Source organism: Bacillus sp. FSL L8-0167 (assembly GCF_038630295.1).
Lineage (GTDB): Bacteria > Bacillota > Bacilli > Bacillales > Bacillaceae > Bacillus > Bacillus safensis.
The window spans coordinates 2,643,347-2,669,158 of the sequence record NZ_CP152027.1 but is presented as its reverse complement, the minus strand read 5'-3'; the positions used below and the strand labels follow the sequence as shown (position 1 = coordinate 2,669,158).

Sequence of the window (25,812 nt, the reverse complement as noted above, 5' to 3'; positions counted from 1 at the left end):
TAAGTACGTACTTAGTGACTTTTTTTCATCTACAACAGCATGAACAGCATAAAGCGGCACTTTTCTCGCTTTTCTGCATGAAAAAGCAATGGTATACTAAAAATCGCCCAAGAAAACGTAAGGGGAGTTAAAGTGAGTGATAAATGATGAGTTGGTTAGATAAATTTTTCAGTGTATTTTTAGGAGAAGAAAAGAAAGAAGAAAAAGCTGCAAGACCTGAAGAAGATCTAGCTGCACCAAAGCAGACAGCTTTTGAACCGCATAAAGAATATAAAAAAATCGAAGATACGAAAGTGTATTATGAATATCCAAAAGGGAACTTTCGCTTTCCGCTCGTTCCAGATGAACCCCAGCGTGATGGAGTGAAGCAGGAGAGAAGACGCGTGAAACCAAGCCAGCCAAAGGCAAAGGAGAAAACCTATCAGCCTAAACAAACGCTTCAGCCTGATATAAATAAAAAGCCATTCAAGCCAGAGCAAATTCCATCACCGATCTATGGCTATCATCAGGATATGCGTCCAAAACGGGCAGATGCAAAAGAAGAAACAGCTTCAGTTCAAAGGAAATCAGCAGAAGAAACGGCGCAGCGTGTCACACTGTTATCAGAAGAGGCAGAGCGTGAACGGAATGTCAGACAGCAAATGAACATCCCGTCTATACAGAAAGAAAAACGTATCGAGGAAATGGCTTCAGCGTCAGCAGAAGAGAGAACGGACAAAGAGCCAGCAGTAACCCCGCATACATTGCAAGAAGAACTCGCTTATCAAGATCATGTTCAAACGACGATGGAACGTTTAACTGACGAGCCGTTCGTCCAGCAAGAAGAAAACGAGCCAGAAGATCATCATGAAGCTGATGTACATAAGCAGCAAGCAGAAGTCTATCAGAAGCAGCCCGTTGAGTCTGAGCCGGAACAGACTGTCTCCGGTGATGAAGAAGAAATTAAGGACGAGCCTGTCCATCAGTTTGAAGATCATACTGAGGAAATAGACATGTTGACCTTCGAAACACCGGAACCTTCGCAGCCAGCGATTGAAATGGAAGTAGACATGCCATCAGAAGAAGCGGCGTTAACAGAAAACATTTCAGCAGAACCGGTGGAAGAACTAGCGGCTGATCCAATAGAAGACAAACAAGAAGAAGCGCCTGCGGCAGCATTTGAAGAAGCTGAGCCAGTCAAACATGACCTGCAGGAAGATCAGCTGGTCCAAGAAGCTGAAATTGAAGAAGATCAAGTGATGCCAGTAGAACAAGTAACAGAGGAACAAACTGCATCTGAAGCGGCAGAAACGGTTATAGAGCAGACAGAGCAGCAAGAACAAACGCATGAAGTCAAGAAAGAAGAACCAAAACAGACATCTCCGCAGCCACAACGCACAAGCGGGCAAACCTCTACGGTTCCGTTTAATGTCATGATGTTAAAAAGCGATCAGCGCGTGCAAGGACAAAAGAAAGCAGCCGATACACAAGGGTATGTTTTTCCAAGTCTCGCCCTTTTAGACGTACCGCCAGCTCAAAAAGAAGAGGACGGCACATGGGTGAAAGAGCGGGCTGAGCTGCTCAATGCGACACTTAAAAATTTCAACGTAAGAGCTAGTGTTGTTCACGTCACACAGGGACCTTCTGTGACAAGGTTTGAAGTACATCCAGAACCAGGTGTCAAAGTGAACAAAATCACGAACCTGTCAGATGATATTAAACTTAGTTTGTCCGCAAAGGATATTCGAATTGAAGCCCCGATTCCAGGGAAAAACACGATCGGGATCGAAGTGCCAAATCTGCACAGTAAAATGGTGTTCTTAAGAGAAATGATCAGAAGCAGTGCGTTTAGAGACAATCCATCTCCTTTAACAGCGGCACTCGGATTAGATATTTCAGGCCAGCCTGTCGTGGTTGATCTGCAAAAAATGCCGCATGGCTTAATTGCCGGAGCCACTGGTTCAGGAAAAAGCGTCTGCATTAATACGATTTTAGTGAGCTTAATGTTTAAAGCATCACCAGATGAAGTGAAAATGCTCTTAATTGATCCTAAAATGGTTGAATTAGCGCCGTATAACCACATTCCGCATCTTGTGAGTCCAGTCATCACCGATGCCAAGACAGCAACTGCTGCTCTGAAATGGGTAGTGGATGAAATGGAAAGACGCTATGAACTATTTGCACACTCTGGCGTGAGAGAAATTAAACGATTCAATGAGCTTGTGAAAGAAAAACAAATGGGAGAAAAACTGCCTTATCTCGTCGTGGTGATCGATGAGCTGGCTGATTTAATGATGGTCGCACCAAATGAAGTCGAAGAAAGCATCTGCCGAATTGCGCAGAAAGCAAGAGCATGCGGCATTCACTTATTGATTGCGACACAAAGACCTTCTGTTGATGTCATTACAGGTCTCATTAAAGCTAATATTCCAACAAGAATTGCATTTTCTGTTTCAAGTCAGGTGGATTCAAGAACGATCATTGACATGGCAGGTGCAGAAAAGCTTCTCGGAAAAGGAGACATGCTCTTCTTAGAAAATGGCTCCGGCAAACCGACAAGGCTGCAAGGGAACTTTGTATCAGACCGTGAGATTGATCAAGTGGTGGCACATGTGAGAAAGCAGCGCAAGCCAGTGTTCCTTTTTGAACAGGAGGAACTCATGCTGCAGGGCTCTGCGATTACAGACGAAGATGAATTGTTTATGGATGCCTGCCGTTTTGCCATCGAGCAGAATAGCGCTAGTACATCAAGTTTGCAGCGAAGATTTAGAATTGGCTACAACCGTGCAGCCAGGTTGATTGACATGATGGAGCGCGAGGGCATGATCTCTGGTGCGAAAGGCAGTAAGCCAAGAGAAGTGCTCATGACACTGAGTGACTTAGAACAGTTGATCTAAACAAACCACTTCATTTTTTTCATAAACATGGTATGATAGCACATAGGTGCAATTTTGTAATTGGACGCTTTTCGCATGTCTGCTAGAACGCTTTTTTATGTAAAATAAGCGGAAACAGGTGTTAGAAATGGGAAAGTTGTCGGATACTAATCATAGTTAATATTGATTAGAATAGGAAGATCGGAAAAAATCTTTATTTGGAGCTGCGATCTGTGATCAGCTAGAGGCAAAAATCACAAGTTGCAAATTGAAATGAGCGTCATATACTGTAAGTCAGATAGACGTTTGTTGGAGGTACAATTATGACTGTTTATCATTTTGTTGGAATAAAAGGGACAGGTATGAGTCCACTGGCCCAAATTCTTCATGATACTGGGTATACTGTCCAAGGATCGGATATCGAAAAACATATCTTTACACAAAAAGCATTAGAAGAACGAAATATTAAAATTCTACCATTTGACCCAGATAATATCCAGCCAGGGATGACGGTCATCGCAGGAAATGCATTCCCTGATACACACCCTGAGATTGAACGCGCCCTTTCTGAAGGGATTCCTGTCATTCGTTACCATAAATTCCTTGGAGAATACATGGATTCATTCACAAACGTTGCGATTACTGGTGCTCATGGCAAAACATCGACAACAGGACTGCTTGCTCACGTCATGCAGGCAGCCAAACCTACTTCGTACTTAATCGGTGATGGATCTGGAATGGGGAAAGAAAACAGCGAGTATTTTGTTTTTGAAGCATGCGAATACCGCAGACACTTCCTCAGCTATCATCCAGATTATGCGATCATGACCAATATTGATTTTGATCACCCTGATTATTTCTCGGATATTGATGACGTGTTTGATGCGTTTCAAAACATGGCGCTTCAAGTGAAAAAAGCCATTATTGCCTGCGGTGATGATGAGCATCTGCCAAAGATTCAAGCGAAGGTACCTGTTGTGTACTACGGTTTCAACGAAGAAAATGATTTCCAAGCACGCAATGTTGTGAAAAATACGGAAGGTACCACATTTGATGTATTTGTACGCAATACGTTTTATGATACCTTCTACATTCCTGCCTACGGAAATCATAATGTCCTCAACTCGTTAGCTGTCATTGCATTATGTCACTATGAGTCCATTGATGTAGAGCTTATCAAAGGCGCATTAACGACATTTAGCGGTGTGAAACGACGCTTTAATGAAAAAGTGGTCGGTGAGCAGGTCTTAATTGACGATTATGCACATCATCCAACTGAAATTGAAGTCACGATTGAAGCAGCTCGCCAAAAATATCCGGACCGTGATATTGTGGCTGTCTTCCAGCCGCATACGTTCACACGTACACAGCAATTCTTAAGTGAATTTGCTGACAGTCTAAAGAAAGCCGACTATGTCTACCTTTGTGATATTTTCGGTTCAGCCCGTGAAAACATTGGGAAGCTGAGCATTGAAGATTTACGAGAAAAAATCCCGCAGGCCCAATTAATTGAGGAAGAAGATACATCTGTGCTGAAAACGCACGAAGATGCGATTCTGATCTTTATGGGAGCAGGAGACATTCAGAAGTATTTGCGTGCTTATGAAAAAGTCGCTGTATAAATGCTTTAAAAAAGTGCCGTTTCACACGGCACTTTTTTTATTTTGAATAAAATGTGACAAAAGGGCTAAATGTGTCAACATGCGGCGCTTTTTTTCGTTCGCTGTGGACAGGAATTAGCGAATAAGTGTAGAATTATTATTCAATCGGTCATTCTAGGCGATGTTTGAATGATACAACGAGAGGGTAATGAATTGAATATGCCCGCAGCAAAGGAGGTATCGGTATCAGATGATTATTATTCTATATCTAAGCGTTGCACTGATCGCAATTGCTTTCCTCATTCTTGTCATCTATTTGTCCAAAACATTAAAATCCTTACAGCTGACATTAAAGAATGTTGCATCAACTTTAGAAGGTCTTGAAGGTCAGATGCAAGGCATCACCACAGAGACAGCACAGTTGCTACATAAGACGAATCAGCTTGCTGAAGATATTCAAGACAAATCAGCAAAACTTAACACAGTTGTGGATGCGGTGCAGGGAATTGGCGGCTCGATCAACCAATTTAATACAAGCATAAAGCAGGCAGCTGGTGCGGTTTCTTCATCCGTTGAAAGAAATCAAGAAAAAGTGACGGATGTGGTAAGCTGGAGTAACGCAGCACTTGAAATTTATAAAAAATGGAAACAGCGTAAACATCAAAAATAAACCATATTCGCATAGGAGGAATAATCATGAGCAAAGACGGAATCAATAGCAAAGACTTTTTGATCGGAACACTTATTGGTGGAATTGTTGGTGCAACAACAGCATTATTTTTAGCACCGAAGTCAGGGAAAGAGCTTCGCGATGATTTGAACACCCAAGCGAATGCGTTAAAAGAAAAAACAGACCGGCTCACAACAGATGCAAAAGAAAAAGGCACTGAATATGTGACGATTGCAAAAGATAAAACGTCTGAATTGTCTCAGCTTGTAGCAGAGCAGTCAAACCAGATTTTAGACAAAGTGAAAGACATAAAAGAGCGTGCGGCTGGAAAAGCTAATCATGTGAAAAATGAAGCAGAAGATGCGGCAGCGGATTTGGCAAGCGAAGCATCTGATGTAGCAGATGAAGCAAAAGTAAGAGCACAAGAAGCAAAATCAGAAATTGAAGATGGCATCAAAGATGTCAAAGAAAAAGTAGAACAATCTACTAAAGGCTAACTCTCACTGCTCGAAGTGAATAAGGAGAACATCATGTCAAAACAACTCATTGAAACAGAAGAACAGTTTGATCAACTAACGAATCAAGATGGGACCTTTGTCTTTTTTAAGCACAGTTTGACATGTCCGATCAGCCAAGCGGCTTTTCAAGAGTTTGAAGCATTTGCGTCTGCACATGAAGACGTGCCAACGTATTTCTTGCAAATTCAAAACACGAGAGAGCTTTCATCCTACGTGGCTGAAAAATCAGGTGTAAAGCACGAAAGTCCGCAGGCACTCGTCTTTAGCGGTGGAAAAGTAAAATGGCATGCTTCTCACTCAAGCATTACAAAAGAAGCGCTTGAACATAATCTGTAAAAGAAAGAAACGTCAGCAGCGGCTGACGTTTTTTTTATAAAAAAGGTTTACTTGAACGAAAAGTATGCTATAATCTTACATACAATACTTTATCGCTTAAAAGCGTTTGGGTAATAAAGAAAATTTTCGTGACAATTCCGAAATCTTTGTTTATAATAAACCCTATCATGCAAGAATGAAAAAATAAAAAGCGAGAGTAGGCAGAGGAAAGGATGACAAAAATGAGCAACAATGAACTAGAAAAATTGAGGCAGCAAGCAGATGAACTAAATCTTCAAATTCTAAAACTGATCAATGAAAGAGGAAACATTGTCAAAGAAATTGGAAAAGCAAAAGAAGCGCAAGGTGTCAACCGTTATGATCCTGTCAGAGAGCGCACAATGCTGAACCAAATTCTTGAAGAAAATGATGGGCCATTTGAAAACTCAACGATTCAGCATATTTTCAAAGAGATTTTCAAAGCAGGTCTAGAGCTTCAAGAAGATGACCACAGCAAAGCACTTCTTGTTTCTCGTAAGAAAAAGCCAGAAAACACAATCGTGAATATCAATGGGGAAGCGATCGGTGATGGAAAACAGCGTTTCATCGTTGGACCATGTGCCGTTGAAAGCTACGAGCAAGTCGCAGAAGTAGCGGCAGCAGCGAAACAGCAGGGATTAAAACTACTTCGTGGTGGCGCATTTAAACCTCGCACAAGTCCATACGACTTCCAAGGACTTGGTGTAGACGGTCTAAAGATTCTAAAGCGTGTAGCGGATGAATACGGTCTTGCTGTCATTAGTGAAATTGTCAATCCTGCTCATATTGAAGAAGCGATTGAGCATATCGATGTTATCCAAATTGGGGCACGTAACATGCAAAACTTCGAGCTGTTAAAAGAAGCCGGTTCCGTGAAGAAACCAGTTCTTTTAAAACGCGGTCTTGCAGCGACCATTTCAGAATTCATCAATGCAGCTGAATACATCATCGCCCAAGGAAATGATCAAATCATCCTTTGCGAGCGCGGTATCCGCACATACGAAACAGCGACAAGAAATACACTAGATATCTCGGCAGTGCCAATCTTGAAACAAGAGACACATCTACCAGTCTTCGTTGATGTGACGCACTCAACTGGACGTAGAGATCTTCTCCTTCCAACAGCAAAAGCAGCTCTTGCGATTGGAGCAGACGGTGTCATGGCAGAAGTACATCCAGATCCATCTGTTGCACTGTCTGACTCAGCGCAGCAAATGGACATTCCACAATTCGAAAAATGGTTAGATGCGTTAAGACCACTTGTGAATATTCACGCGTAATCATAGATAGAAATAGCCGCCGGATAACTGCCCGGCGGTTTTTTTATGGAGAAATACCATGGAGTTTGGGAATGAAAGGAAGAAAGCACATTGCAACCCTAAAAAGTGCTTGTTCACAATGTTTTCATTTTTAAAATTCGATAGAATCTGCTAAGATCATTGTCATAGCTGGCGTTCTCAATGTTTTTTTATGAAATATGATTCAATTTACAGGTAACAAGCTGATTAAAGTTTGTTTAATTTAGTTATAAAAAGAAAGGGAACGTTTTCATATGACAAAAAAACGTGTATAATTTCATAAAAGAATGTCATTTTGATGTAGATTGAAAAATTATGTGTCTCTTTTCATCGTTTTAATGACAAATAGGATATTATTTTCCTCGTATCTGACATGTCTCTATCCAATTGGTGAATGCTATAGATATGAAGTGTATTTGAAGGAGTGATTTATGTGAATAATGTTACAATATATGATGTAGCAAGAGAAGCAAATGTAAGTATGGCAACGGTATCACGCGTAGTAAATGGTAATCCAAACGTAAAACCAACAACAAGAAAAAAGGTGCTTGAAGCAATTGACCGCCTTGGCTATCGTCCGAATGCAGTGGCTCGAGGCCTAGCAAGTAAAAAAACAACGACAGTCGGGGTCATCATCCCTGATATTTCTAGTATCTTCTATTCGGAATTAGCACGCGGTATTGAAGACATCGCTACGATGTATAAATACAACATTATTTTGAGCAACTCAGATCAAAATACAGATAAAGAGCTTCATTTGTTAAATACGATGCTCGGCAAACAAGTAGACGGAATTGTCTTTATGGGCGGAAATATCACAGATGTGCATGTGGAAGAATTTAAGCGCTCTCCTGTGCCGATTGTTCTTGCAGCATCTGTTGAAGAGCAGGCTCAAACACCATCCGTCAACATCAACTATGAGCAGGCCATTTATGACTCAGTTCAGCTGTTAGTTGAAAAAGGACATAAACGAATTGCATTTGTTTCTGGTCCAATGTCAGAACCAATTAATTCCGTGAGAAAGCTTGCAGGTTATAAGCGAGCACTTGAAGAAGCGGGCATAGCGTTTGACGATACGCTCGTCGCTGAAGGCGATTACTCGTATGATTCTGGAATTGAAGCACTTGCTCATCTGCTTGAGCAGTCTGACAAGCCGACAGCTGTTATCGCAGCTACAGATGAAATGGCTCTAGGTGTCATTCATGGAGCACAAGACAGAGGGGTATCTATTCCTGAAGACTTAGAAGTGATTGGCTTTGATAACACAAGACTTTCTCTCATGGTGCGTCCTCAGCTGACAACAGTTGTACAGCCGACATATGATATTGGTGCTGTTGCGATGAGATTGCTCACAAAGCTGATGAACAAAGAACAAGTGGACGATCAAATTGTTGAGCTTCCGCACAGAATTGAAGAAAGACAATCAACAAAATAAAACAAAAAAAGCAGGCTTACCTCATGAGGGAAAGCCTGCTTTTCTTATGCCTTTTTCTTTTCTCTTCTAACAGGCATAAGTGCTTTTTCTACTGTTTGTGCATTTTTTTCTGTGATTTCTGCTTTTCTTGGGATCGGTGGATATAAATCGTCAGGATCTTTCCATGTAGGTGGAAGGGTAACAGGCGATTGCTTATTCCATGCCTGAATCCAGTCCTGAGGGAGCTCATCTGGCGGTGTAATGCCTTTCATCTCAAGCCAAATGCGGCTCCACGCTCTTGGAACGACGCGCCAAATATCATATCCCCCTCCGCCAACAGCGATCCACTTGCCGTCACAATATTGATGTGCAAGCTCATGAGCAAGTCTAGGAATTTCTTCATATATTTTCATGGTGGCAGATAAATGAGTTAACGGGTCATAGTAGTGTGCATCTGCCCCGTTTTGCGTCAAAATCACATCTGGTTTAAAAAAAGCAGCAATCTCAGTCACTGCTGTTCGGTATGCTTCGAGAAACGATTCATCTTCCGTAAATGCATCTAGTGGAATATTATAAGCATAGCCATAGCCTTTATCGTGGCCTCTTTCCTGTACTTGTCCGGTTCCAGGGAATAAGTAGCGTCCCGTTTCATGAATGGACACCGTACATACCTCTGGGTCGTCATAGAAGCTGAACTGGACACCATCGCCGTGATGAGCATCCGTATCAATATATAAAATTCTAGCGCCATATGTCTTTTGAATATATTGAATCGCCACAGAGCTGTCATTATAAATACAAAAGCCAGATGCACGCCCTTTGAATCCGTGGTGAAGCCCGCCGCCGAGATTGAGGGCATGCTGCGAATGACCGAGCATCACTTGGTCAACCGCTGTTAATGTTCCGCCAACAAGGAGAGATGCCGCCTCATGCATGCCTGCGAACATCGGTGTATCTTCAGTGCCAAGACCGTACCGTTCACCCTCTGCCGTAGACAGCTTTCCTTCACTTGCCCGCTGCACAGCCTGGATATAATCTGCTGTATGGACGAGCTTTAATTCCTCCAGAGTAGCCATACGCGGTGCAACGATTTCATCCTCTGTTAACGTCTTCATTTTTTGAAGTAGATCATAAGTTAAGTAGACACGAAGCTGATTGAAGGGATGATCTTGGTTAAATTGGTACGTTTGAAAAGATGGTGAAAAAACAAAGGTCGCTTCCTTCATTTGATCGTCTGCTCCATAGGCCAGAGCACTTTATAGCCTTTTGCGCGAATCAGCTTCGTCACATGATCTGCATGAATGGTTTGAAGGCGGAATACGAGCACTTTAGATGCCTCATTGGCATGCGGGTACACGAGCACACTCAGCATTTGAATATGCTGCTCCTTTAAAATGGCTGTAATATCTGCGAGGCTTTCTGTCATCTGCTCCACTTCAACCTCTAAGTGCGACCCAGGCTGATCTGCACCTGTCAGTCTTACAAACGTACGAAGCAGATCTGTTTTTGTGATAATGCCTACAAGCTTGCCGCGTCTCACCACTGGAAGACAGCCAATTCCGTGCTCAAAAAAGACACTTGATATCTCCTCAACGAAATCAAGCGGGTGAGCAGTGATCGTCTCTAATACCATGATCTCTTCTACTGGCCGCTGAATAAAGAGCTTCCTTTTCTCTGTTTCAAAAATACTTGGACTGGCATTTTTAATATCCCGATCTGTCACCATCCCAATGACAGACCCTTGATCAGATACGATCGGGATATGCCGGATGTGGTGTGCACTCATTTTTTGAATGGCTTCTTCAATCGTATCGGTTTTTCGCAGCGTGATCACATCACGCTCCATAATTTGTTCAATCATCATTGTTTACCAATCCCCTTTGCCAAAAAAACGAATTGAACGTTAATACATAAAACGCTGATGGAAGCGAAGACGATCGAAACGCTCGATCGAATCAGGACTCACATGTTTCCCAATTCTGGCCATTAAACAATTGGCTGGATGTGAGCTGATTTCTGGCTCGTCTGTTGCAAACCAGACAAGACCGCCTGCGTTCATCATTTTCTCCATCATTTTGCGGTACTCCCAAACGTTTTTCTTTGTCCCCTTTAAATCCCAATGCCAGTAATATTCAGTTGTAATGATGATGTAATTCTCCATTTGCTCATCCATCATGCTCACATCAAGCAAATGCTTGCCAAGTGAGCATCCTCTAAATGGAGGAGCGACCTCAATCGCGCCAAGCTCAATTAAATTGTCCATTTTGCCCTCTGACCAGCGCTCAAGTGGATCAGGATACAAATACGTGACATAGCCTACGACAAGCTCATTCGCTCTTGCAATGATAATACGTCCTTCTGGAAGATCTGCTATTTCAACAAGTGCTTGTTTCTGTTCCTCAGGCGTGCGAAATGCCGTTAGTCCTTCATGAAACGTATAGTTCGCAAGCTCTGATGCAGGTACCGGTCCTTCAACCAGGATGGAACCTGTTTCTCGCTCAATGGTTTTTGAATAATAAGTTTTAGGATGCTCCACGTATCCACCGCCCCTAATTCTAGTGAGTCGTCTCTATTCTATCTTAAAACTTGCAATAATTAAAACGGTTTCATCAGAAGTTTTTTAAAAATTGAGAAAAAAAGTCATCTATACTATAATGGTCATTGTAAACGTATGCAAAGGGGGACTGTTTGATGAAATTGGAAACGCTACCATCAGTAAAAGGGGATTATCATTTAAATGATTATGAGCAGGCATACAAAGATTTTTCATGGGAGGAAGCTAGAAAAAACTTCTCCTGGTATGAAACAGGAAAAATAAATGCAGCCTATGAAGCGATTGACAGACATGCGGACTCGTTTCGTCAGAACAAGGTGGCGCTTCACTACAAAGATTCACAGCGGGATGAAAAGTATACGTTCAGGGATATGAAAATCAACACAAACAAAGCGGGGAATCTATTCAGAGAAAAGGCACATGTAGAAAAAGGGGATCGCGTGTTTATCTTTATGCCAAGATCACCTGAGCTCTATTTTCTTTTGCTTGGTGCAGTTAAAATTGGAGCGATCGTTGGCCCATTATTTGAGGCATTTATGGAAGGTGCCGTCAAAGACCGTTTAGAAAATAGTGAGGCAAAGGTGATCGTGACAACACCAGATTTGCTTGAGCGAATTCCATTTGCAGAGCTTCCGAAGCTTGAATCTGTCATCATTGTCGGCGGTGAAAACGAAGACGTCGATGGCGTGCGGACAATTCACTATGAAAAGGCGTTTGAGGAGGCAGCAAAGGAGCTTGAGATTGAATGGATGGATGAAAAAGACGGCTTCCTGCTTCATTACACATCAGGATCTACTGGGACGCCAAAAGGTGTGCTTCATGTCCATGGTGCAATGGTCCAGCAAGGTCAGACTGGTAAATGGGTGCTTGACTTGAAAGAGGATGACGTTTACTGGTGTACAGCTGATCCAGGCTGGGTTACAGGCACAGTGTACGGTATTTTTTCACCGTGGTTAAATGGGGCAACGAATGTGATTTTAGGCGGCCGGTTTAATCCTGATACTTGGTATGAAACCATTGAATCACTCGGTGTAACCGTTTGGTACAGTGCCCCGACCGCCTTTAGAATGCTCATGGGGGCAGGGGATGATCTCATTCAAAAATATGACCTCAGCTCGCTCCGCCATGTCTTAAGTGTGGGAGAGCCGCTTAATCCAGAAGTCATCCGCTGGGGAGATGCTGTTTTTGGCAAACGGATTCACGACACTTGGTGGATGACAGAAACCGGAGCACAGCTGATTTGTAATTATCCATGCATGGACATCAAGCCAGGTTCGATGGGAAAACCGATTCCAGGCGTAGAAGCAGCGATTGTTGATAATGCAGGAAATGAACTTCCGCCATACCGGATGGGCAACCTTGCGATTAAAAAAGGCTGGCCTTCTATGATGCATACGATCTGGAACAATCCTGAAAAATATGAATCTTACTTTATGCCGGGAGATTGGTATGTTTCAGGAGATTCAGCTTATATGGACGAAGACGGATACTTTTGGTTCCAGGGACGTGTCGATGATGTCATCATGACGTCAGGAGAGCGGGTCGGTCCATTTGAGGTGGAAAGTAAACTGGTCGAACATCCAGCTATTGCGGAGGCTGGTGTCATTGGAAAGCCAGATCCGGTCCGCGGTGAAATTATTAAAGCATTTATAGCGCTTAGAAGCGGATATGAGCCGACAGATGAGCTGAAAGAAGAGATTCGTACATTTGTGAAAAAAGGACTCGCAGCACATGCGGCACCGCGAGAAATTGAGTTTAAAGACAAACTACCGAAAACGAGAAGCGGAAAAATTATGAGACGTGTGCTAAAGGCGTGGGAGCTGAATTTACCTGCTGGCGACCTTTCGACAATGGAAGATTAAATTTTTTCATCAGTTGACTTGATATCAAAAGTGTGTTAAAAATGACATTAGTTGAATATGAAAAGGTTTTGACTGAGATTCAGTAGAATGATCTTTCCCTGTTGAAGAGAGCTGACGGCTGGTGCGAGTCAGTACAAAGAGATATTCGAATTACCCTCACGAACCGCTTTTACGAAAAGGAGCATGCCCTGATTAGTGAAAGAACGGATCTGTCCGTTATCAGTGTAAGTGAAAAGACGAGATTTTTTGTCTTTTAAGCAGGGTGGTACCGCGATATATATCGTCCCTTCGTTCATTCGAAGGGGCGTTTTTTTGTTGAATTGTAAAAAAAGGAGATTTGGAAATGAGTCAATTGATGGAAGAGCTATCGTTCAGAGGATTAATCCAGCAGCAAACAGATGAAGAAGGTTTAACAAAATTATTAGCAGAAGAAAAAATCAAACTATACTCCGGTTTTGATCCGACAGCTGACAGCTTACACATTGGTCATCTATTGCCAATTTTAACATTACGCAGATTCCAAGAAGCAGGTCATCATCCGATTGCTCTTGTTGGCGGCGCAACTGGACTAATCGGCGACCCTAGCTTCAAGAAAGCAGAACGTTCACTCAACCCAGCAGAAATCGTCGAACAGTGGTCAGAAAAAATCAAAGGACAACTGTCTCAATTTCTTGATTTTGAAGCAGGCGAGAATCCAGCCGTCATCGTGAATAACTACGACTGGATCAGCCAAATGAATGTTATCACGTTCCTTCGTGATATTGGTAAGAACTTCGGTGTAAACTTCATGCTGGCAAAAGATATCGTGAGCTCACGTATCGAAACAGGGATTTCTTACACAGAATTCAGCTACGTCATCCTGCAGTCTTTAGACTTCTTAAACCTTTACAGAAATGAAAATTGTAAGCTGCAAATTGGCGGAAGTGACCAGTGGGGAAATATCACATCTGGACTTGAGCTGATCCGTAAGTCTGAAGCAGAAGGGGCAAAAGCATTTGGTCTGACGATGCCGCTTGTCACAAAAGCAGACGGCACAAAGTTTGGTAAAACAGAAGGCGGCGCCATCTGGTTAGATAAAGAAAAAACGTCTCCATACGAGTTCTACCAATTCTGGATCAACACAGATGACCGTGATGTCGTGAAATATTTAAAATACTTTACGTTCTTATCAAAAGAAGAGATCGCATCGTACGAAGAAAAAGTACAAACAGCACCTGAAAAGCGTGAAGCGCAGCGCCGTCTAGCAGAGGAAGTGACAACACTTGTACATGGCCGTGAATCACTAGAACAGGCTGTTAACATCTCAAATGCGCTATTCAAAGGTGAGATCAAATCTCTTACAGCTGAAGAAGTGAAAGTAGGCTTTAAGGATGTTCCATCAATGGAGAAAAGCAGCACAGAAGAATTAACACTAGTCGATATCCTTGTGGAATCAAAGCTGTCTCCATCAAAGCGTCAAGCACGTGAAGATATTACAAATGGTGCTGTCTCCATCAACGGAGAAAGACAAACAGATAAAGATTATGTTCTTTCCGCTGACGACCGAATTGAAAACCAATTTACCGTTTTAAGAAGAGGGAAAAAGAAATACTTCCTCGTGACGTATAAATAAAGTATGAAACAGTAAGCATCATGGAAAAGCACCTCAAATGTTCGTATACATTGAGGTGTTTTTCTTTTTTATGTAGAAGCAGCTCATGCGTCTGCTTCTTGTTCAAGGAGTGAATCTTTGTTTGTATAAGTATGTTCTACCTTACAAATTCGGGTTGTATAGGATTCATACCAATCTTTTTTCCCCTTTTTTTGAACACGCTGATGTGCTGTATGTGCTTTCCATTCTTTGATGGATTCTAATGAATCCCAGTAAGAGACAGTGATTCCAACACCATGTTCATCTCGTACACTTTCCATTCCAAGAAACCCATCTAGATCTTTCGCTAATTCTTCCATTTTTTGAGCAGCAGCAGCGTATTCTTTCTGCTCGACATTTGTTCGTTTTGATGTGAAAATCGCGGCGTAGTAGGGTGGTGCAGGTGTTTGAGTAAATAGCATCTAGTAGAACCTCCTTTTGTCTATTGACATTATATATGAAAGAAAGTGGTTCTCGTAGTCTTTTTGTTTTAATTTAAAAAAGTCCAAGGTGCTTTTTGATTATTTATATTTTTGTAAAATCATCTCATAAACATTACCTTGTTCACTTTTCTGACATATTTTTCTTGTATAAAATAGAGTCGTATAAGATGAATAAGGGGGAATGAAAGTGATGTTTGTTAAGAAAAGGAGTTTGCAAATTCTCATTGCGCTTGCATTGGTGATTGGTTCAATGGCGTTTATCCAGCCGAAAGAGGCGAAGGCGGCTGAGCATAATCCGGTTGTGATGGTGCACGGCATTGGCGGTGCCTCTTATAACTTTTTTTCTATTAAAAGTTATTTGGCCACACAAGGCTGGGATCGAAACCAATTATATGCTATTGATTTCATAGACAAAACAGGAAATAACCGCAACAATGGTCCGCGTCTATCGAGATTCGTCAAAGATGTGTTAGACAAAACGGGTGCCAAAAAAGTAGATATTGTGGCTCATAGTATGGGTGGAGCGAACACGCTATACTATATCAAGAATCTAGATGGCGGCGATAAAATTGAGAACGTTGTCACAATTGGTGGAGCAAACGGACTCGTTTCAAGCAGAGCATTACCAGGCACAGATCCAAATCAAAAAATTCTTTACACATCCGTCTATAGCTCAGCAGATCTTATTGTCGTCAACAGCCTCTCTCGTTTAATTGGCGCAAGAAACATCCTGATCCATGGCGTTGGTCATATCGGTCTATTAACCTCAAGCCAAGTGAAAGGGTATATTAAAGAAGGACTGAACGGCGGAGGACAAAATACGAATTAAAAAACGAAAAAAGACAGCGGCATATGCTGTCTTTTTTGATGTCAGCTGGCATATGGCAGCTAGAGATATTGAAAAGGGTGGCAAAACGATGATACAGAAACAGACCACCGTACATAGCTGAATAAAAACTTGTACAAAACGATCGCCATTCCTTACACTACATGTAGTGAATGAGAATTTTCGGAGGTGGGCGTTTGTGAAAACGAATCAAAAGGCTTTCATCATTGTAGATGTACAAAAAGCGTTCGAGCATGAAAAATGGGGAGAACGCAATAACCTAGAGGCAGAGGAGAATATTAGCCGGCTATTAACGTTTTGGAGAGAGAAAGGCTGGAAAGTGATTCATATTCAGCATACATCCGACAATCCGGACTCTGTATTTCATCCAGCAAATGAAGGGCACCTTTTCAAAGATATGGCTAAACCGCTAGAGGAAGAAATGGTGATACAAAAGAAAGTCAACAGCAGCTTTATTGGTACTAACTTAGAGGAACATCTAAGATCAAACCAGATTGACACGGTCGTCATCGCAGGATTAACAACCCCTCACTGCGTATCAACAACCACAAGAATGAGCGGAAATCTTGGCTTTGATACGTATCTGATCTCAGATGCAACAGCCGCCTTTGGACTAACAGATCAAAATGGTACATATTTTGACCCAGAAACGATCCACCGGCTCTCACTTGCAACCCTGCATGATGAATTTGCGACTGTCATGTCAACAGAGCAGCTCATCGCAAAATGGACAAGTCAAGAATAAAAGTTTGAAAGCTCCTAGAAAGAGATCTAGGAGCTTTTTTCATGCTAATGATATGTGTCCAGCGATTGTTTTCGTTGTTTCTTTCGTGAGTAAACGAGATCAATCTCAATAAATAAAAAACTGACAAAGAATGATAAAATCAATACGCCGGAATCCCCTATCGATACATTCATTAAGTTTAAGTAAAGGACATACTTGATAGAGAGATGTAAAACGATCCAAGAACTCACCCATTCCAAAGTATAAGTGAGCCATATAGGAAGTTTAAGGAGATAAGCCAGTCCTTTTCCTATGAATAGAAGGACAGGTGACCAAAAAACGACGATAACACTCACTAACAAAGAGAAAGAGATCAAAGAAAAAAACGAATCATACGTGATGGTTTCTCCAAAAAGAAAATTCACGCCTAAAACAGTGATGTATAGGAATACACTTGGAACCGCGATCACAAAGCAGATAGAAAAAAAGAGCAGAAAGATAAACAGACTTGCAGCAAATCTATTGGGCGGCTCATCGATAATCTGTTTTTTTCTTAGAAGAGAATAGGCAATCACTGATAAGGTTAAAAGTAAGAATAGAATAATCGTGATACTATACATGGAACTCCTCCATCTAAGTACTATAGAAGACCATACGACTGATATGTCATCTATTATGATTGTACCAATAGAAAAAAGGCACTTCAATGAAATACTTCCTATATTTGTATATAAAAATAGAGACAGGTTTGATTGAAGTAAGAATGGAGCAGGCAGCCGGGGAAAATAAGTGTTGAAAATGGAAGATGACTTCAAATGATTTCATGTATAATTGAGAACATACAAAAAACCCTAGAAATCCTTGAACAATCAAGGGATCTAGGGTTTGTTTGCTCTCTCTTAGAGAAGTAATGAAATTAACGAGAGTAGAACTCAACGATTAGTTGTTCGCTGATTTCAGGCGCTAATTCAGAACGCTCTGGAAGACGAGTGAAAGTTCCTTCAAGCTTTTCAGCATCGAAAGAAAGGTATTCAGGAACGAAGTTGTTTACTTCAACTGATTCTTTCACTACTGCAAGGTTTTGAGATTTCTCACGAAGAGCAATCGTTTGACCTGGTTTCACAGAGAAAGATGGGATGTCTACACGGCTTCCATCAACAAGGATGTGACCATGGTTTACTAGCTGACGAGCTTGGCGGCGAGTACGAGCAAGGCCAAGACGGTATACTAGGTTGTCAAGGCGAGTTTCAAGAAGGATCATGAAGTTTTCACCTTGTTTACCAGGAAGTTTAGCAGCTTTGTCATATAGTGTACGGAATTGACGTTCGTTGACACCGTACATGTGACGAAGCTTTTGCTTCTCTTGTAATTGTAAACCGTATTCAGATAGTTTTTTGCGTTGTCCTGGACCATGTGGGCCTGGAGCGTAAGGGCGTTTTTCAAGTTCCTTACCTGTTCCGCTTAATGAAATGCCTAAACGGCGGGAAATCTTCCAACTTGGACCTGTATAGCGAGCCATAATGTGACTCCTCCTTATTGTTTTTATTTGTGAAAAATAAAAACCGTCTGTTCTTCCTCTTTTTCGTCATTATGTTTTCATGCATCCTCGCTCCAGCAGCAGGGAGTTACAAGATGCACCTTCATAATATAGAAGGAACAAAATGATACAAAAAAGCCGAACAAAAAGGCTGCCATATTTCACACAAACTCTATTATATGACGCTGGATAGGAGAAGTCAACCTATTTAGAGGCAGAGGTGACGTTCTCCATTATATAAAGAAACATAAAAAAGCAGACAATGTGCCTGCTTTTTCTGCATGATTACGCATCCGTAGAGACGGATAACGCCTGTTGGAGAATTTCTGTAAATTGAATAAGGTAGGTCTCATCTACTTCACTGAAGCGGTCTTTCACAGGGCTGTCAATATCGAGTACCCCAATGATCTGTCCATTGACCTTGAGCGGAATGACTATTTCAGATTGCGATGCGGCATCACAGGCAATATGTCCAGGGAATGCATGGACATCAGCGATACGCTGCACTTCACCTGTCGCAAAGGCTGTACCGCAAACGCCTTTTCCAGAAGGGATGCGCACACATGCAGGCAGTCCGTTAAATGGTCCAAGCACAAGCTCGCCGCCCTTTGCTAAATAAAACCCGGCCCAATTGACTTCAGGAAGTGAGTGATAGAGTAGCGCAGCTGCATTTGCCAAGTTGGCAATCAGATCAGGTTCACCATTTGTAATGGCTTCTACCTGTTTGACAAGCAATTGATAGTCTTTTGAAGGATCGCCAGACTGTTTTTCGACATGAAACATGAAAATCTCCTACTTTCTATCTTAAAAATACATAACTTGCGTCTCGCATGTGGGATTTGTCGAGCAATTGTAAAAGGAACTTCCGCCTTCATCTTGAAGTATGTACACATGAAGAGGGGTGAGCGGATGAAAACATCAACAACCGTGCAAACAAAAGACCGTATTATGGATGCTGCCATCAGACTTTTTAACCAAAAAGGATTTTCTGGAACCTCTGTCCGTGAGATTGCGAAGGAAGCAAACGTCAACGTTGCCCACATTTCTTATTACTTTCAAGGAAAAGGAGGGCTGCTTGAGCAGCTCGTATCCGATTTTTATGAAGGTTACATTCACATGATTGAATCACATCTCCATCACATGGAAACCCGTCATGCAAAAGAATGCTTACTACATGTGGTTTTTGATATTTTATCTTATCAGCACAAGCACCGTCAATTAACCCGTTTCGTTTATCGGGAGGTGACGATTGATTCGACACTCATCAGAGAAATCATGTCGACATATTTAACGAAAGAAAAATATTTGTTTCAGCTTATCATTGAAAAAGGAAAAAGCACCCATGTCATTTGTGAGCAGCTTTCACTCGCATCCTTTATGATTCAGCTTAAATCACTTCTCATGATGCCATATTTACAGCCGCAATATTTAACAGAGGTGCTTTATTTGAACCCAAGTGAGCCGTATTTCTATCAAATGTACTTTAAGGAGCTGAGCCGCTCGCTTCATTATTTGTTAGAACCAAAAGAGCCGGCACTAGATTCTCATCTGAACCTCATGATGTCCTCGAATTGATCATACGCATATCCGAGATCTTCCGCTTGATGGGCATCAGAGCCGAATATGAGCGGAATTTTTTTCTTTTTTGCAAGCTCAATCATCCATTGATCTAAATAGATACTTCTGGCATATGTTTTACGAAGACCTGATGTATTAAAATCTAAGGACATGCCTTTTTTTGCCGTTTCTTCAAGGCAAAGGGTGACCTTTTGACAAAGTTCAGGTGACATTTCATATGGAAAAAGCTGTTTGAATTTCTGGACAAGGGTGATATGACCGATTCTCTTTGGCTTATACTGGCCTAAAGATGATAGAATAGAAGAATGAATTTGGTCATAGTAGCTTTGATAGACCTGTTCGATGCTGCCATAGATGCTTATTAGCTGCTGGAAGGCATGCTCGTCAAAATCAAGGCAAATATAATCATCGCCAGCAGGAAGAAAGTGAACAGATAAAATGGCGTCGTCTAGTTCTGGACCGTAGCAGTCTAAAAAGGTTCTTGTTTCCTCTTCATACTCTTTGATAAAGTCAACCTCAAGCCCAGTTTTTACTATTAATTGTCCTTTGTATTCTTGTTTCAGCTGAGCCAGTTTCGTTATATACGCTTCAAGGTCTTGGCGCTTCATGGCACTATCCTGCTCAGGTGTTGGATCTTGAAACGATGGAGGCAGCGGGGCGTGCTCGGTAAAGGTTATGGAATCAAATCCCTTTTTGATGGCTTTTTCAATATAAGAATGAAAAGAATCAAGCGAACCGTGCGGGCAAAACGGTGTATGTAGATGTGCATCTTGTTTCAGCATGTCGTCACCTCTTGTCGATATTTTGAAAAACGTGATGTTTATCAGCGAAAATAATGAAAAATCATGACCAAAAATGCTGGTTACATGGTATCATAATAACAATGAAAACGACAGCTTCCGCATACATAAAAGCAGGTCACATTGATACGTGTGATCAAATGATAGAAAGCGCACAAATACTTTCTTGAAAAAACATACATAAAACCGTGAATGGATGGTATTGGAAAACATACGATCCTGCTTATAAAAAACAAATGCAAAGCGGACACGAAAGGGTTCTCAGGTCTACTCGGGACACTTTTACCCTGACATCACTTAGATCACAACAAGGGGGCTCATTATGGAGTTAATCATCGGTTTAATTGTCATTTTGCTTGCTTTGTTTTCAGTCGGTTATTTCCTGCGAAAAAATATATATAAAGAGATTGACCGATTGGAAGCATGGAAAATTGAAATTTTAAACAGATCAATTGTAGAAGAAATTTCAAAGATCAAACATTTAAAAATGACCGGAGAAACAGAGCAATTTTTTGAAAGATGGCGTGCAGAGTGGGACGATATCGTCACAGCCCATCTTCCAAAGGTAGAGGAGCTATTATATGATGCAGAAGAGTATTCTGATAAATATCGATTCTCCAAAGCCAAGCAGGTTCTTACGCACATTGAGGACTTGCTGAGTGCTGCTGATTCGAACATTGAAGACATTTTAAAAGAGATTGCAGACCTTGTCACAAGCGAGGAGCAAAATCGCAAGGACATTGAAAAGGTCAAAGAACAATATCAAACAGTTCGAAAAAATCTGCTTGCGTACAGCCATTTATACGGCACCCTTTATGACAAAATGGAGCAGGACTTAGATGAAGCCTGGGAAGGGATCAAGCAGTACGAGGAAGAGACAGAAAACGGCAACTATATGAAAGCAAGAAAGATTTTGCTTGAGCAAGACCGCAGACTCGATCAGCTTCAGCTGTATATCAATGATGTACCGAAGCTCATTGCAGACTGCAAACAAACCGTACCAGGCCAGCTGACGAAGCTGAAAGACGGATATAAAGAAATGACAGACAAAGGCTACAAGCTCGAACACATCCAGATCACTAAAGAGCTTGAGAATTTAAACAAACAGCTGACCCGTGCGGAAAAACTGCTTATTGATGAACTCAATCTGGATGAGGCATCAAGCATTCTCCAAATGATTGATGATGCCATTCAGACGCTGTATGATCAGCTGGAAGCGGAAGTAGAAGCAGGTCAGGAAATCAAAAGCAAAATGCCTGAGCTGACGGAAGCGTTTGAAAAGCTAGAGCAGGATCACACCCAAACAAAGGCAGAAACAGCTCTTGTAAAAGAAAGCTACAAACTGACAGCTGGAGAGCTTGATCAACAGAAGGCGTTCGAAAAACGCTTAGAAGAAATTGAAAAGCTCATGAAACAAATTCGCGAGAAGCTGGATCGTGACCATGTCGCATATTCATTATTAATGAATGAAATCAATCAGCTTGAGACCTTTATCGATGATGCAAAAGCATTGCATGATACATTTAAGGATCATCTTCAATCATTAAGAAAAGAAGAGCTGCAAGCGAGAGAAACACTGGCTGAGCTCAAAACGATGCTGACAGATACAGTGCGTCAGCTGCAAAAAAGCAATATTCCAGGTATACCTGCTGATATGAAAGAGCAGGCTGAAAAAGCGCAGGAGATGATTCAGCAAGTGCACGAGCAGCTGGAGAACCTGCCGCTCAACATGCCAGCTGTGAATGAGCAATTAAAAGAAGCCTCTGACACAGTGAGACATGCTGTGAATGAGACGGAAGAAATGCTCACTAAAGTGGATCAAATTGAACGAATCATTCAATATGGCAATCGTTTTAGAAGCCAAAATCATATTCTTTCAGAACAATTAAAAGAGGCAGAGCGAAGATTTTATGCGTATGATTATAATGGTTCATTTGATGTAGCAGCATCAGCTGTTGAAAAAGCATCACCTGGAGCCGTTCAGAAGCTATTAGCTCAGCACGAAAAAGAATATCAGCATCAATAAAAAAGCTGAAGTCCATTGATAGGACTTCAGCTTTTTTTGTATTATGATGCCTGTTTCTGGCGTTCTTCTGAAGCAGAAGAAGTGAAAAGTGAGATCACGAACCCAATGGAGACCCCAAGTATCGCAGGGACAAGCCAGCCAATGCCAAGGTCATAAAAAGGCAGCACTGTTTGGAAAATGTCTTTTACTGGACCGATTGGAAGCTTTGCTGCTGCTAAGCCGTCAAATAAGCTGACGCACCCTGTTAAAATTAACGAGAGGACATACACAGGTCTTCTATGTCCAAGCCATTTATCAGCAAGTGATAGAACGATGATCACAATCGCCAGCGGATAAATCGCTGTTAAGACTGGAACAGAGAAAGCAACAATATGAGCAAGTCCAAAGTTAGAAATAATGAAACTAAATAATGTAACAAGTGTCACGACCATTTTATAAGAAAGCTTAGGAAGTAACTTTGAGAAATACTCTCCGCATGATGTGACAAGACCGATACTTGTTGTTAAACAAGCGACTGTGATGGCAGCACCTAACACAATATTTCCTAGACTTCCGAAAAGGAACTGAGAAGACTGAGCCAAGATTTTGCTTCCATCTCCAACGAATCCAATGGCATGTGTACTAGAAGCGCCTAGATACGCAAGTGACAGGTAAACGAAGGTTAATCCAGCAGCTGCAATCAAACCCGCTTTGATACAAGCAGAAGCCAGTGCCTTTTTACTTGTCACACCGCGCCCTTTAATCGCGTTGATGACAACAATTCCAAATACAATAGAAGCAAGAGCATCCATCGTTTTATAGCCCTCTAAAAATCCTTTGAAAAACGATCCGTTGCTATAAGATACATCTGGTGTACCAATGACGCCCATCGGTGTCAAAATGGCTTTAACAATGATAATAAAAATGATCGTAAATTTAATCGGTGTTAATATTTTCCCTACACGATCCACGATTTTCGTTGGATTTAAAGCAAGGTAATAAGTAATACCGAAAAAGGCGAGTGTAAATAAAAGAAGGGACAGCCAAGCTGGTACACTTGATAAAAATGGTAATGCCCCAATCTCATACGAAACTGTTCCTGTACGCGGAATAGCGAAAAGCGGTCCAATGGATAAATATAAAATGACGGTGAATGCTGTTCCAAACACTGGGTGAGCCTTATCTGCAAGTCCTTTTGCATCACGCCCTGTTAAAGCAATTGCAATAATCCCGAGTAGAGGTAAACCGACACCTGTTAATAAAAATCCGCCCATTGCTTTCCATACATTTGTTCCGGCATATTGCCCAAGCTCTGGTGGATAAATCATATTTCCGGCGCCGAAGAATAAAGCAAATAACATAAAACCTATAATAATCGTATCTTTCGTCGACAATGTTGCCTTCATTGAATATAAAGCCTCCAATATTATGTTGAAATATTCTGTTAATTAGCTGCTAAAACGGTTCTTCATTAACATTCACTAATTATAAAGGATGTACGCCTGATGTCAACATGTGTTTTCATACAAAAGTCATGAATTTTTCTATTTTAGTATATGAAGAACATAAAAAAACATCCCTTTCTCTTATGGAAAGGGATGTTTTTAGTTTTGATGCTTGATTAAGCAGGCTGTTTAGGTGGACTCGTAAATAAAGAAATAAGAAGACCGATAATGGCTCCAAGTACGGCAGGGATAGCCCAGCCTATCCCAAGTTTGTATAAAGGAACAGTAGCTTCTAAAATTTTATTTAATCCGCCAAGAGGAATCTTCGCTGCCACTAAGCCGTCGATTACGGCAAAGATACCTGTAAAAATGAGTGAAGCGATATAAATGATTCGTCTTCCGTTGATCCAGCGATCGAGAAAAGATAAGAGAATGATCACGATGGCTAACGGATAAATCGCAACAAGAACTGGAACAGAGAGCGAAATAATTTGCGCTAGTCCAAGGTTTGCTACAACTGTACTGAATAAAGATACAACTAAAACTACTGTGCGATAAGAAAAGCGTGGAAATAGCGAAGAAAAATATTCCCCACAGGATGAAACAAGTCCAATACTTGTGGTCAAACATGCAAATAAAATCGCAGCCCCTAGCACAATATTACCAGCAGAACCAAATAAAAAGTTCGCCGCAAGCGAAAGGAGTTTTCCGCCTTCATTTGCCCCGACCATACCTGTTGCCTCAGGACTTGACGCTCCGACATAAGCGAGTGATATGTACACAAGAGCTAGTCCAGCAGCTGCGACAAGCCCTGCTTTAATACAGGCTGCGGCAATCGATTTTCGTTCTGTCATACCACGCTCTTTCACAGCCGTGACAACGACAATTCCGAAAACGATTGAAGCAAGAGCATCCATCGTTTTGTAGCCTTCTAAAAAGCCGGTAAACAGCGGGCTTCCTTCATAGGTTGGATGCGGACTGCCAATTCCACCCATTGGTGTCGCGATCGCTTTGATCACAATTAAAGCAATGACAGCGAGTAAAATTGGTGTTAAAATTTTACCGATTCGGTCAACAAGCTTCGATGGATTTAAAGCAAGAGCATAGGTAATGCCGAAAAAAGCAATCGAAAACAAGAATAATGGAATCCATGATTCAGACTGCGCTTCAGACAGAAACGGCGCCAGCCCAATTTCATAAGAAACCGTTCCAGTACGAGGGATCGCAAAGAAAGGCCCAATGGATAAATATAAAATGACGGTGAAAATGGTACCGAATGTAGGATGAGCTTTGTCAGCAAGCCCTTTTGCACCAGTTCCTGTCAGGGCAACGGCGATGACACCTAAGAGCGGAAGTCCAACTCCTGTCAGTAAAAATCCACCGATCGCAAGCCATACGTTTTCACCTGCGTACTGTCCAAGTACAGGAGGGAATATCATATTGCCTGCGCCGAAAAAGAGTGCAAACAACATTAAGCCGATGGCTAATGTGTCTGTTTGACTTAACTTATTATTCATAAGGTTATCCCCCTATTATTTTATTTTTCCGCCATGTTTAAATATTCTGTCAATTTAGGAAAAAATATGACAATGGCACTATGCATGATATAGTGAATTGATGAGGTTGTCAATATACCGCTTTATATTGAAATAAAAGGGAATTCGGATCATATTAGTT

The 25,812-nt window shown here is 41.6% G+C and carries 23 protein-coding genes and 1 other annotated feature; of the genes, 13 read left to right on the top strand and 10 right to left on the bottom strand.

Annotated elements, in window-relative coordinates; genetic code table 11:
• Nucleotides 1-143 precede the first annotated feature (143 nt).
• The 7 genes from MHB66_RS13735 to ccpA all read left to right on the top strand — a co-directional run bounded on the left by MHB66_RS13735 (nucleotide 144) and on the right by ccpA (nucleotide 8,731).
• Nucleotides 144-2,876, top strand: a complete 2,733-nt coding sequence (locus tag MHB66_RS13735) for a DNA translocase FtsK (RefSeq protein WP_052712402.1) — start codon at nucleotides 144-146, stop codon at nucleotides 2,874-2,876.
• 302 nt (nucleotides 2,877-3,178) lie between these two features.
• A complete protein-coding gene (murC, locus tag MHB66_RS13730) occupies nucleotides 3,179-4,477 on the top strand; it encodes a UDP-N-acetylmuramate--L-alanine ligase (protein ID WP_046312090.1) in 1,299 nt (432 codons plus the stop codon).
• A gap of 229 nt (nucleotides 4,478-4,706) precedes the next feature.
• Nucleotides 4,707-5,126, top strand: a complete 420-nt coding sequence (locus tag MHB66_RS13725; RefSeq protein WP_024424855.1) for a DUF948 domain-containing protein — start codon at nucleotides 4,707-4,709, stop codon at nucleotides 5,124-5,126.
• A gap of 26 nt (nucleotides 5,127-5,152) precedes the next feature.
• The gene (locus MHB66_RS13720) at nucleotides 5,153-5,623 is read left to right on the top strand and encodes a YtxH domain-containing protein (RefSeq protein ID WP_034279523.1); all 471 of its coding nucleotides are present in this window, start codon (nucleotides 5,153-5,155) and stop codon (nucleotides 5,621-5,623) included.
• A gap of 33 nt (nucleotides 5,624-5,656) precedes the next feature.
• On the top strand, nucleotides 5,657-5,980 hold the full coding sequence (gene ytxJ, locus MHB66_RS13715; protein ID WP_046312088.1) for a bacillithiol system redox-active protein YtxJ: 324 nt from the start codon (nucleotides 5,657-5,659) through the stop codon (nucleotides 5,978-5,980).
• A gap of 221 nt (nucleotides 5,981-6,201) precedes the next feature.
• Entirely contained in the window at nucleotides 6,202-7,278 is a 1,077-nt protein-coding gene (locus MHB66_RS13710; protein ID WP_034279528.1) for a bifunctional 3-deoxy-7-phosphoheptulonate synthase/chorismate mutase, read from the top strand.
• 451 nt (nucleotides 7,279-7,729) lie between these two features.
• Complete coding sequence (ccpA, locus tag MHB66_RS13705; protein WP_034279529.1) at nucleotides 7,730-8,731, top strand: catabolite control protein A; 1,002 nt, start codon at nucleotides 7,730-7,732, stop codon at nucleotides 8,729-8,731.
• Between the two features lie 44 nt (nucleotides 8,732-8,775).
• On the opposite strand, the gene MHB66_RS13700 is transcribed toward ccpA, so the two are convergent.
• Genes MHB66_RS13700 through MHB66_RS13690 form a run of 3 tightly spaced genes read right to left on the bottom strand, consistent with a single transcriptional unit; the run spans nucleotide 8,776 to nucleotide 11,246 of the window.
• Nucleotides 8,776-9,936: an acetoin utilization protein AcuC gene (locus tag MHB66_RS13700; protein ID WP_046312086.1), complete on the bottom strand. Its 1,161-nt coding sequence runs from the start codon at nucleotides 9,934-9,936 to the stop codon at nucleotides 8,776-8,778.
• Nucleotides 9,933-10,574: a CBS and ACT domain-containing protein gene (locus tag MHB66_RS13695; protein ID WP_034279532.1), complete on the bottom strand. Its 642-nt coding sequence runs from the start codon at nucleotides 10,572-10,574 to the stop codon at nucleotides 9,933-9,935. The genes MHB66_RS13700 and MHB66_RS13695 overlap by 4 nt, the downstream gene beginning before the upstream one ends.
• Before the next feature lie 39 nt (nucleotides 10,575-10,613).
• Nucleotides 10,614-11,246 carry a GNAT family N-acetyltransferase gene (locus MHB66_RS13690; RefSeq protein ID WP_034279534.1) on the bottom strand — a complete coding sequence of 211 codons (633 nt, stop codon included), beginning with the start codon at nucleotides 11,244-11,246 and terminating at the stop codon, nucleotides 10,614-10,616.
• A 155-nt stretch (nucleotides 11,247-11,401) separates the two neighbouring features.
• On the opposite strand from MHB66_RS13690, the gene acsA reads away from it, so the two are divergent.
• Both acsA and tyrS read left to right on the top strand, forming a co-directional pair.
• Nucleotides 11,402-13,126: an acetate--CoA ligase gene (acsA, locus tag MHB66_RS13685; RefSeq protein ID WP_025092287.1), complete on the top strand. Its 1,725-nt coding sequence runs from the start codon at nucleotides 11,402-11,404 to the stop codon at nucleotides 13,124-13,126.
• A gap of 59 nt (nucleotides 13,127-13,185) precedes the next feature.
• Nucleotides 13,186-13,417: a binding site (T-box leader), on the top strand.
• Between the two features lie 52 nt (nucleotides 13,418-13,469).
• On the top strand, nucleotides 13,470-14,738 hold the full coding sequence (gene tyrS, locus MHB66_RS13680; RefSeq protein ID WP_024424846.1) for a tyrosine--tRNA ligase: 1,269 nt from the start codon (nucleotides 13,470-13,472) through the stop codon (nucleotides 14,736-14,738).
• An 83-nt stretch (nucleotides 14,739-14,821) separates the two neighbouring features.
• Here the strand turns inward: tyrS and MHB66_RS13675 are convergent, their stop codons facing one another.
• Nucleotides 14,822-15,178 carry an antibiotic biosynthesis monooxygenase gene (locus tag MHB66_RS13675; protein WP_046312082.1) on the bottom strand — a complete coding sequence of 119 codons (357 nt, stop codon included), beginning with the start codon at nucleotides 15,176-15,178 and terminating at the stop codon, nucleotides 14,822-14,824.
• A 208-nt stretch (nucleotides 15,179-15,386) separates the two neighbouring features.
• Between MHB66_RS13675 and MHB66_RS13670 the strand changes: the two genes are divergently transcribed.
• Nucleotides 15,387-16,028, top strand: coding sequence for a triacylglycerol lipase (locus MHB66_RS13670; protein ID WP_117603436.1), 642 nt, complete (start codon nucleotides 15,387-15,389; stop codon nucleotides 16,026-16,028).
• A 196-nt stretch (nucleotides 16,029-16,224) separates the two neighbouring features.
• On the top strand, nucleotides 16,225-16,791 hold the full coding sequence (locus tag MHB66_RS13665) for a cysteine hydrolase family protein (protein WP_046312078.1): 567 nt from the start codon (nucleotides 16,225-16,227) through the stop codon (nucleotides 16,789-16,791).
• 44 nt (nucleotides 16,792-16,835) lie between these two features.
• On the opposite strand, the gene MHB66_RS13660 is transcribed toward MHB66_RS13665, so the two are convergent.
• The 3 genes from MHB66_RS13660 to MHB66_RS13650 all read right to left on the bottom strand — a co-directional run bounded on the left by MHB66_RS13660 (nucleotide 16,836) and on the right by MHB66_RS13650 (nucleotide 19,090).
• Nucleotides 16,836-17,390 (bottom strand): hypothetical protein, encoded by a 555-nt coding sequence (locus MHB66_RS13660; protein WP_342490556.1) that lies wholly within the window; start codon nucleotides 17,388-17,390, stop codon nucleotides 16,836-16,838.
• A gap of 296 nt (nucleotides 17,391-17,686) precedes the next feature.
• Nucleotides 17,687-18,289 carry a 30S ribosomal protein S4 gene (rpsD, locus tag MHB66_RS13655; RefSeq protein WP_024424838.1) on the bottom strand — a complete coding sequence of 201 codons (603 nt, stop codon included), beginning with the start codon at nucleotides 18,287-18,289 and terminating at the stop codon, nucleotides 17,687-17,689.
• Between the two features lie 303 nt (nucleotides 18,290-18,592).
• A complete protein-coding gene (locus tag MHB66_RS13650; RefSeq protein WP_046312074.1) occupies nucleotides 18,593-19,090 on the bottom strand; it encodes a GAF domain-containing protein in 498 nt (165 codons plus the stop codon).
• A 126-nt stretch (nucleotides 19,091-19,216) separates the two neighbouring features.
• Here MHB66_RS13650 and refZ point away from each other — a divergent pair, with 126 nt between their 5' ends.
• A complete protein-coding gene (gene refZ / locus MHB66_RS13645; RefSeq protein ID WP_024426169.1) occupies nucleotides 19,217-19,882 on the top strand; it encodes a forespore capture DNA-binding protein RefZ in 666 nt (221 codons plus the stop codon).
• On the opposite strand, the gene hisJ is transcribed toward refZ, so the two are convergent.
• The gene (gene hisJ, locus MHB66_RS13640) at nucleotides 19,852-20,667 is read right to left on the bottom strand and encodes a histidinol-phosphatase HisJ (protein WP_024426168.1); all 816 of its coding nucleotides are present in this window, start codon (nucleotides 20,665-20,667) and stop codon (nucleotides 19,852-19,854) included. The two genes, refZ and hisJ, sit on opposite strands and share 31 nt — an antisense overlap.
• 340 nt (nucleotides 20,668-21,007) lie before the next feature.
• Here hisJ and ezrA point away from each other — a divergent pair, with 340 nt between their 5' ends.
• A complete protein-coding gene (gene ezrA, locus MHB66_RS13635) occupies nucleotides 21,008-22,711 on the top strand; it encodes a septation ring formation regulator EzrA (protein ID WP_046312071.1) in 1,704 nt (567 codons plus the stop codon).
• 41 nt (nucleotides 22,712-22,752) lie between these two features.
• Here the strand turns inward: ezrA and brnQ (MHB66_RS13630) are convergent, their stop codons facing one another.
• Nucleotides 22,753-24,096: a branched-chain amino acid transport system II carrier protein gene (brnQ, locus tag MHB66_RS13630; protein ID WP_046312068.1), complete on the bottom strand. Its 1,344-nt coding sequence runs from the start codon at nucleotides 24,094-24,096 to the stop codon at nucleotides 22,753-22,755.
• Nucleotides 24,097-24,311: 215 nt separating this feature from the next.
• Nucleotides 24,312-25,652, bottom strand: a complete 1,341-nt coding sequence (brnQ, locus tag MHB66_RS13625; protein WP_041114986.1) for a branched-chain amino acid transport system II carrier protein — start codon at nucleotides 25,650-25,652, stop codon at nucleotides 24,312-24,314.
• Between the last annotated feature and the right edge of the window lie 160 nt (nucleotides 25,653-25,812).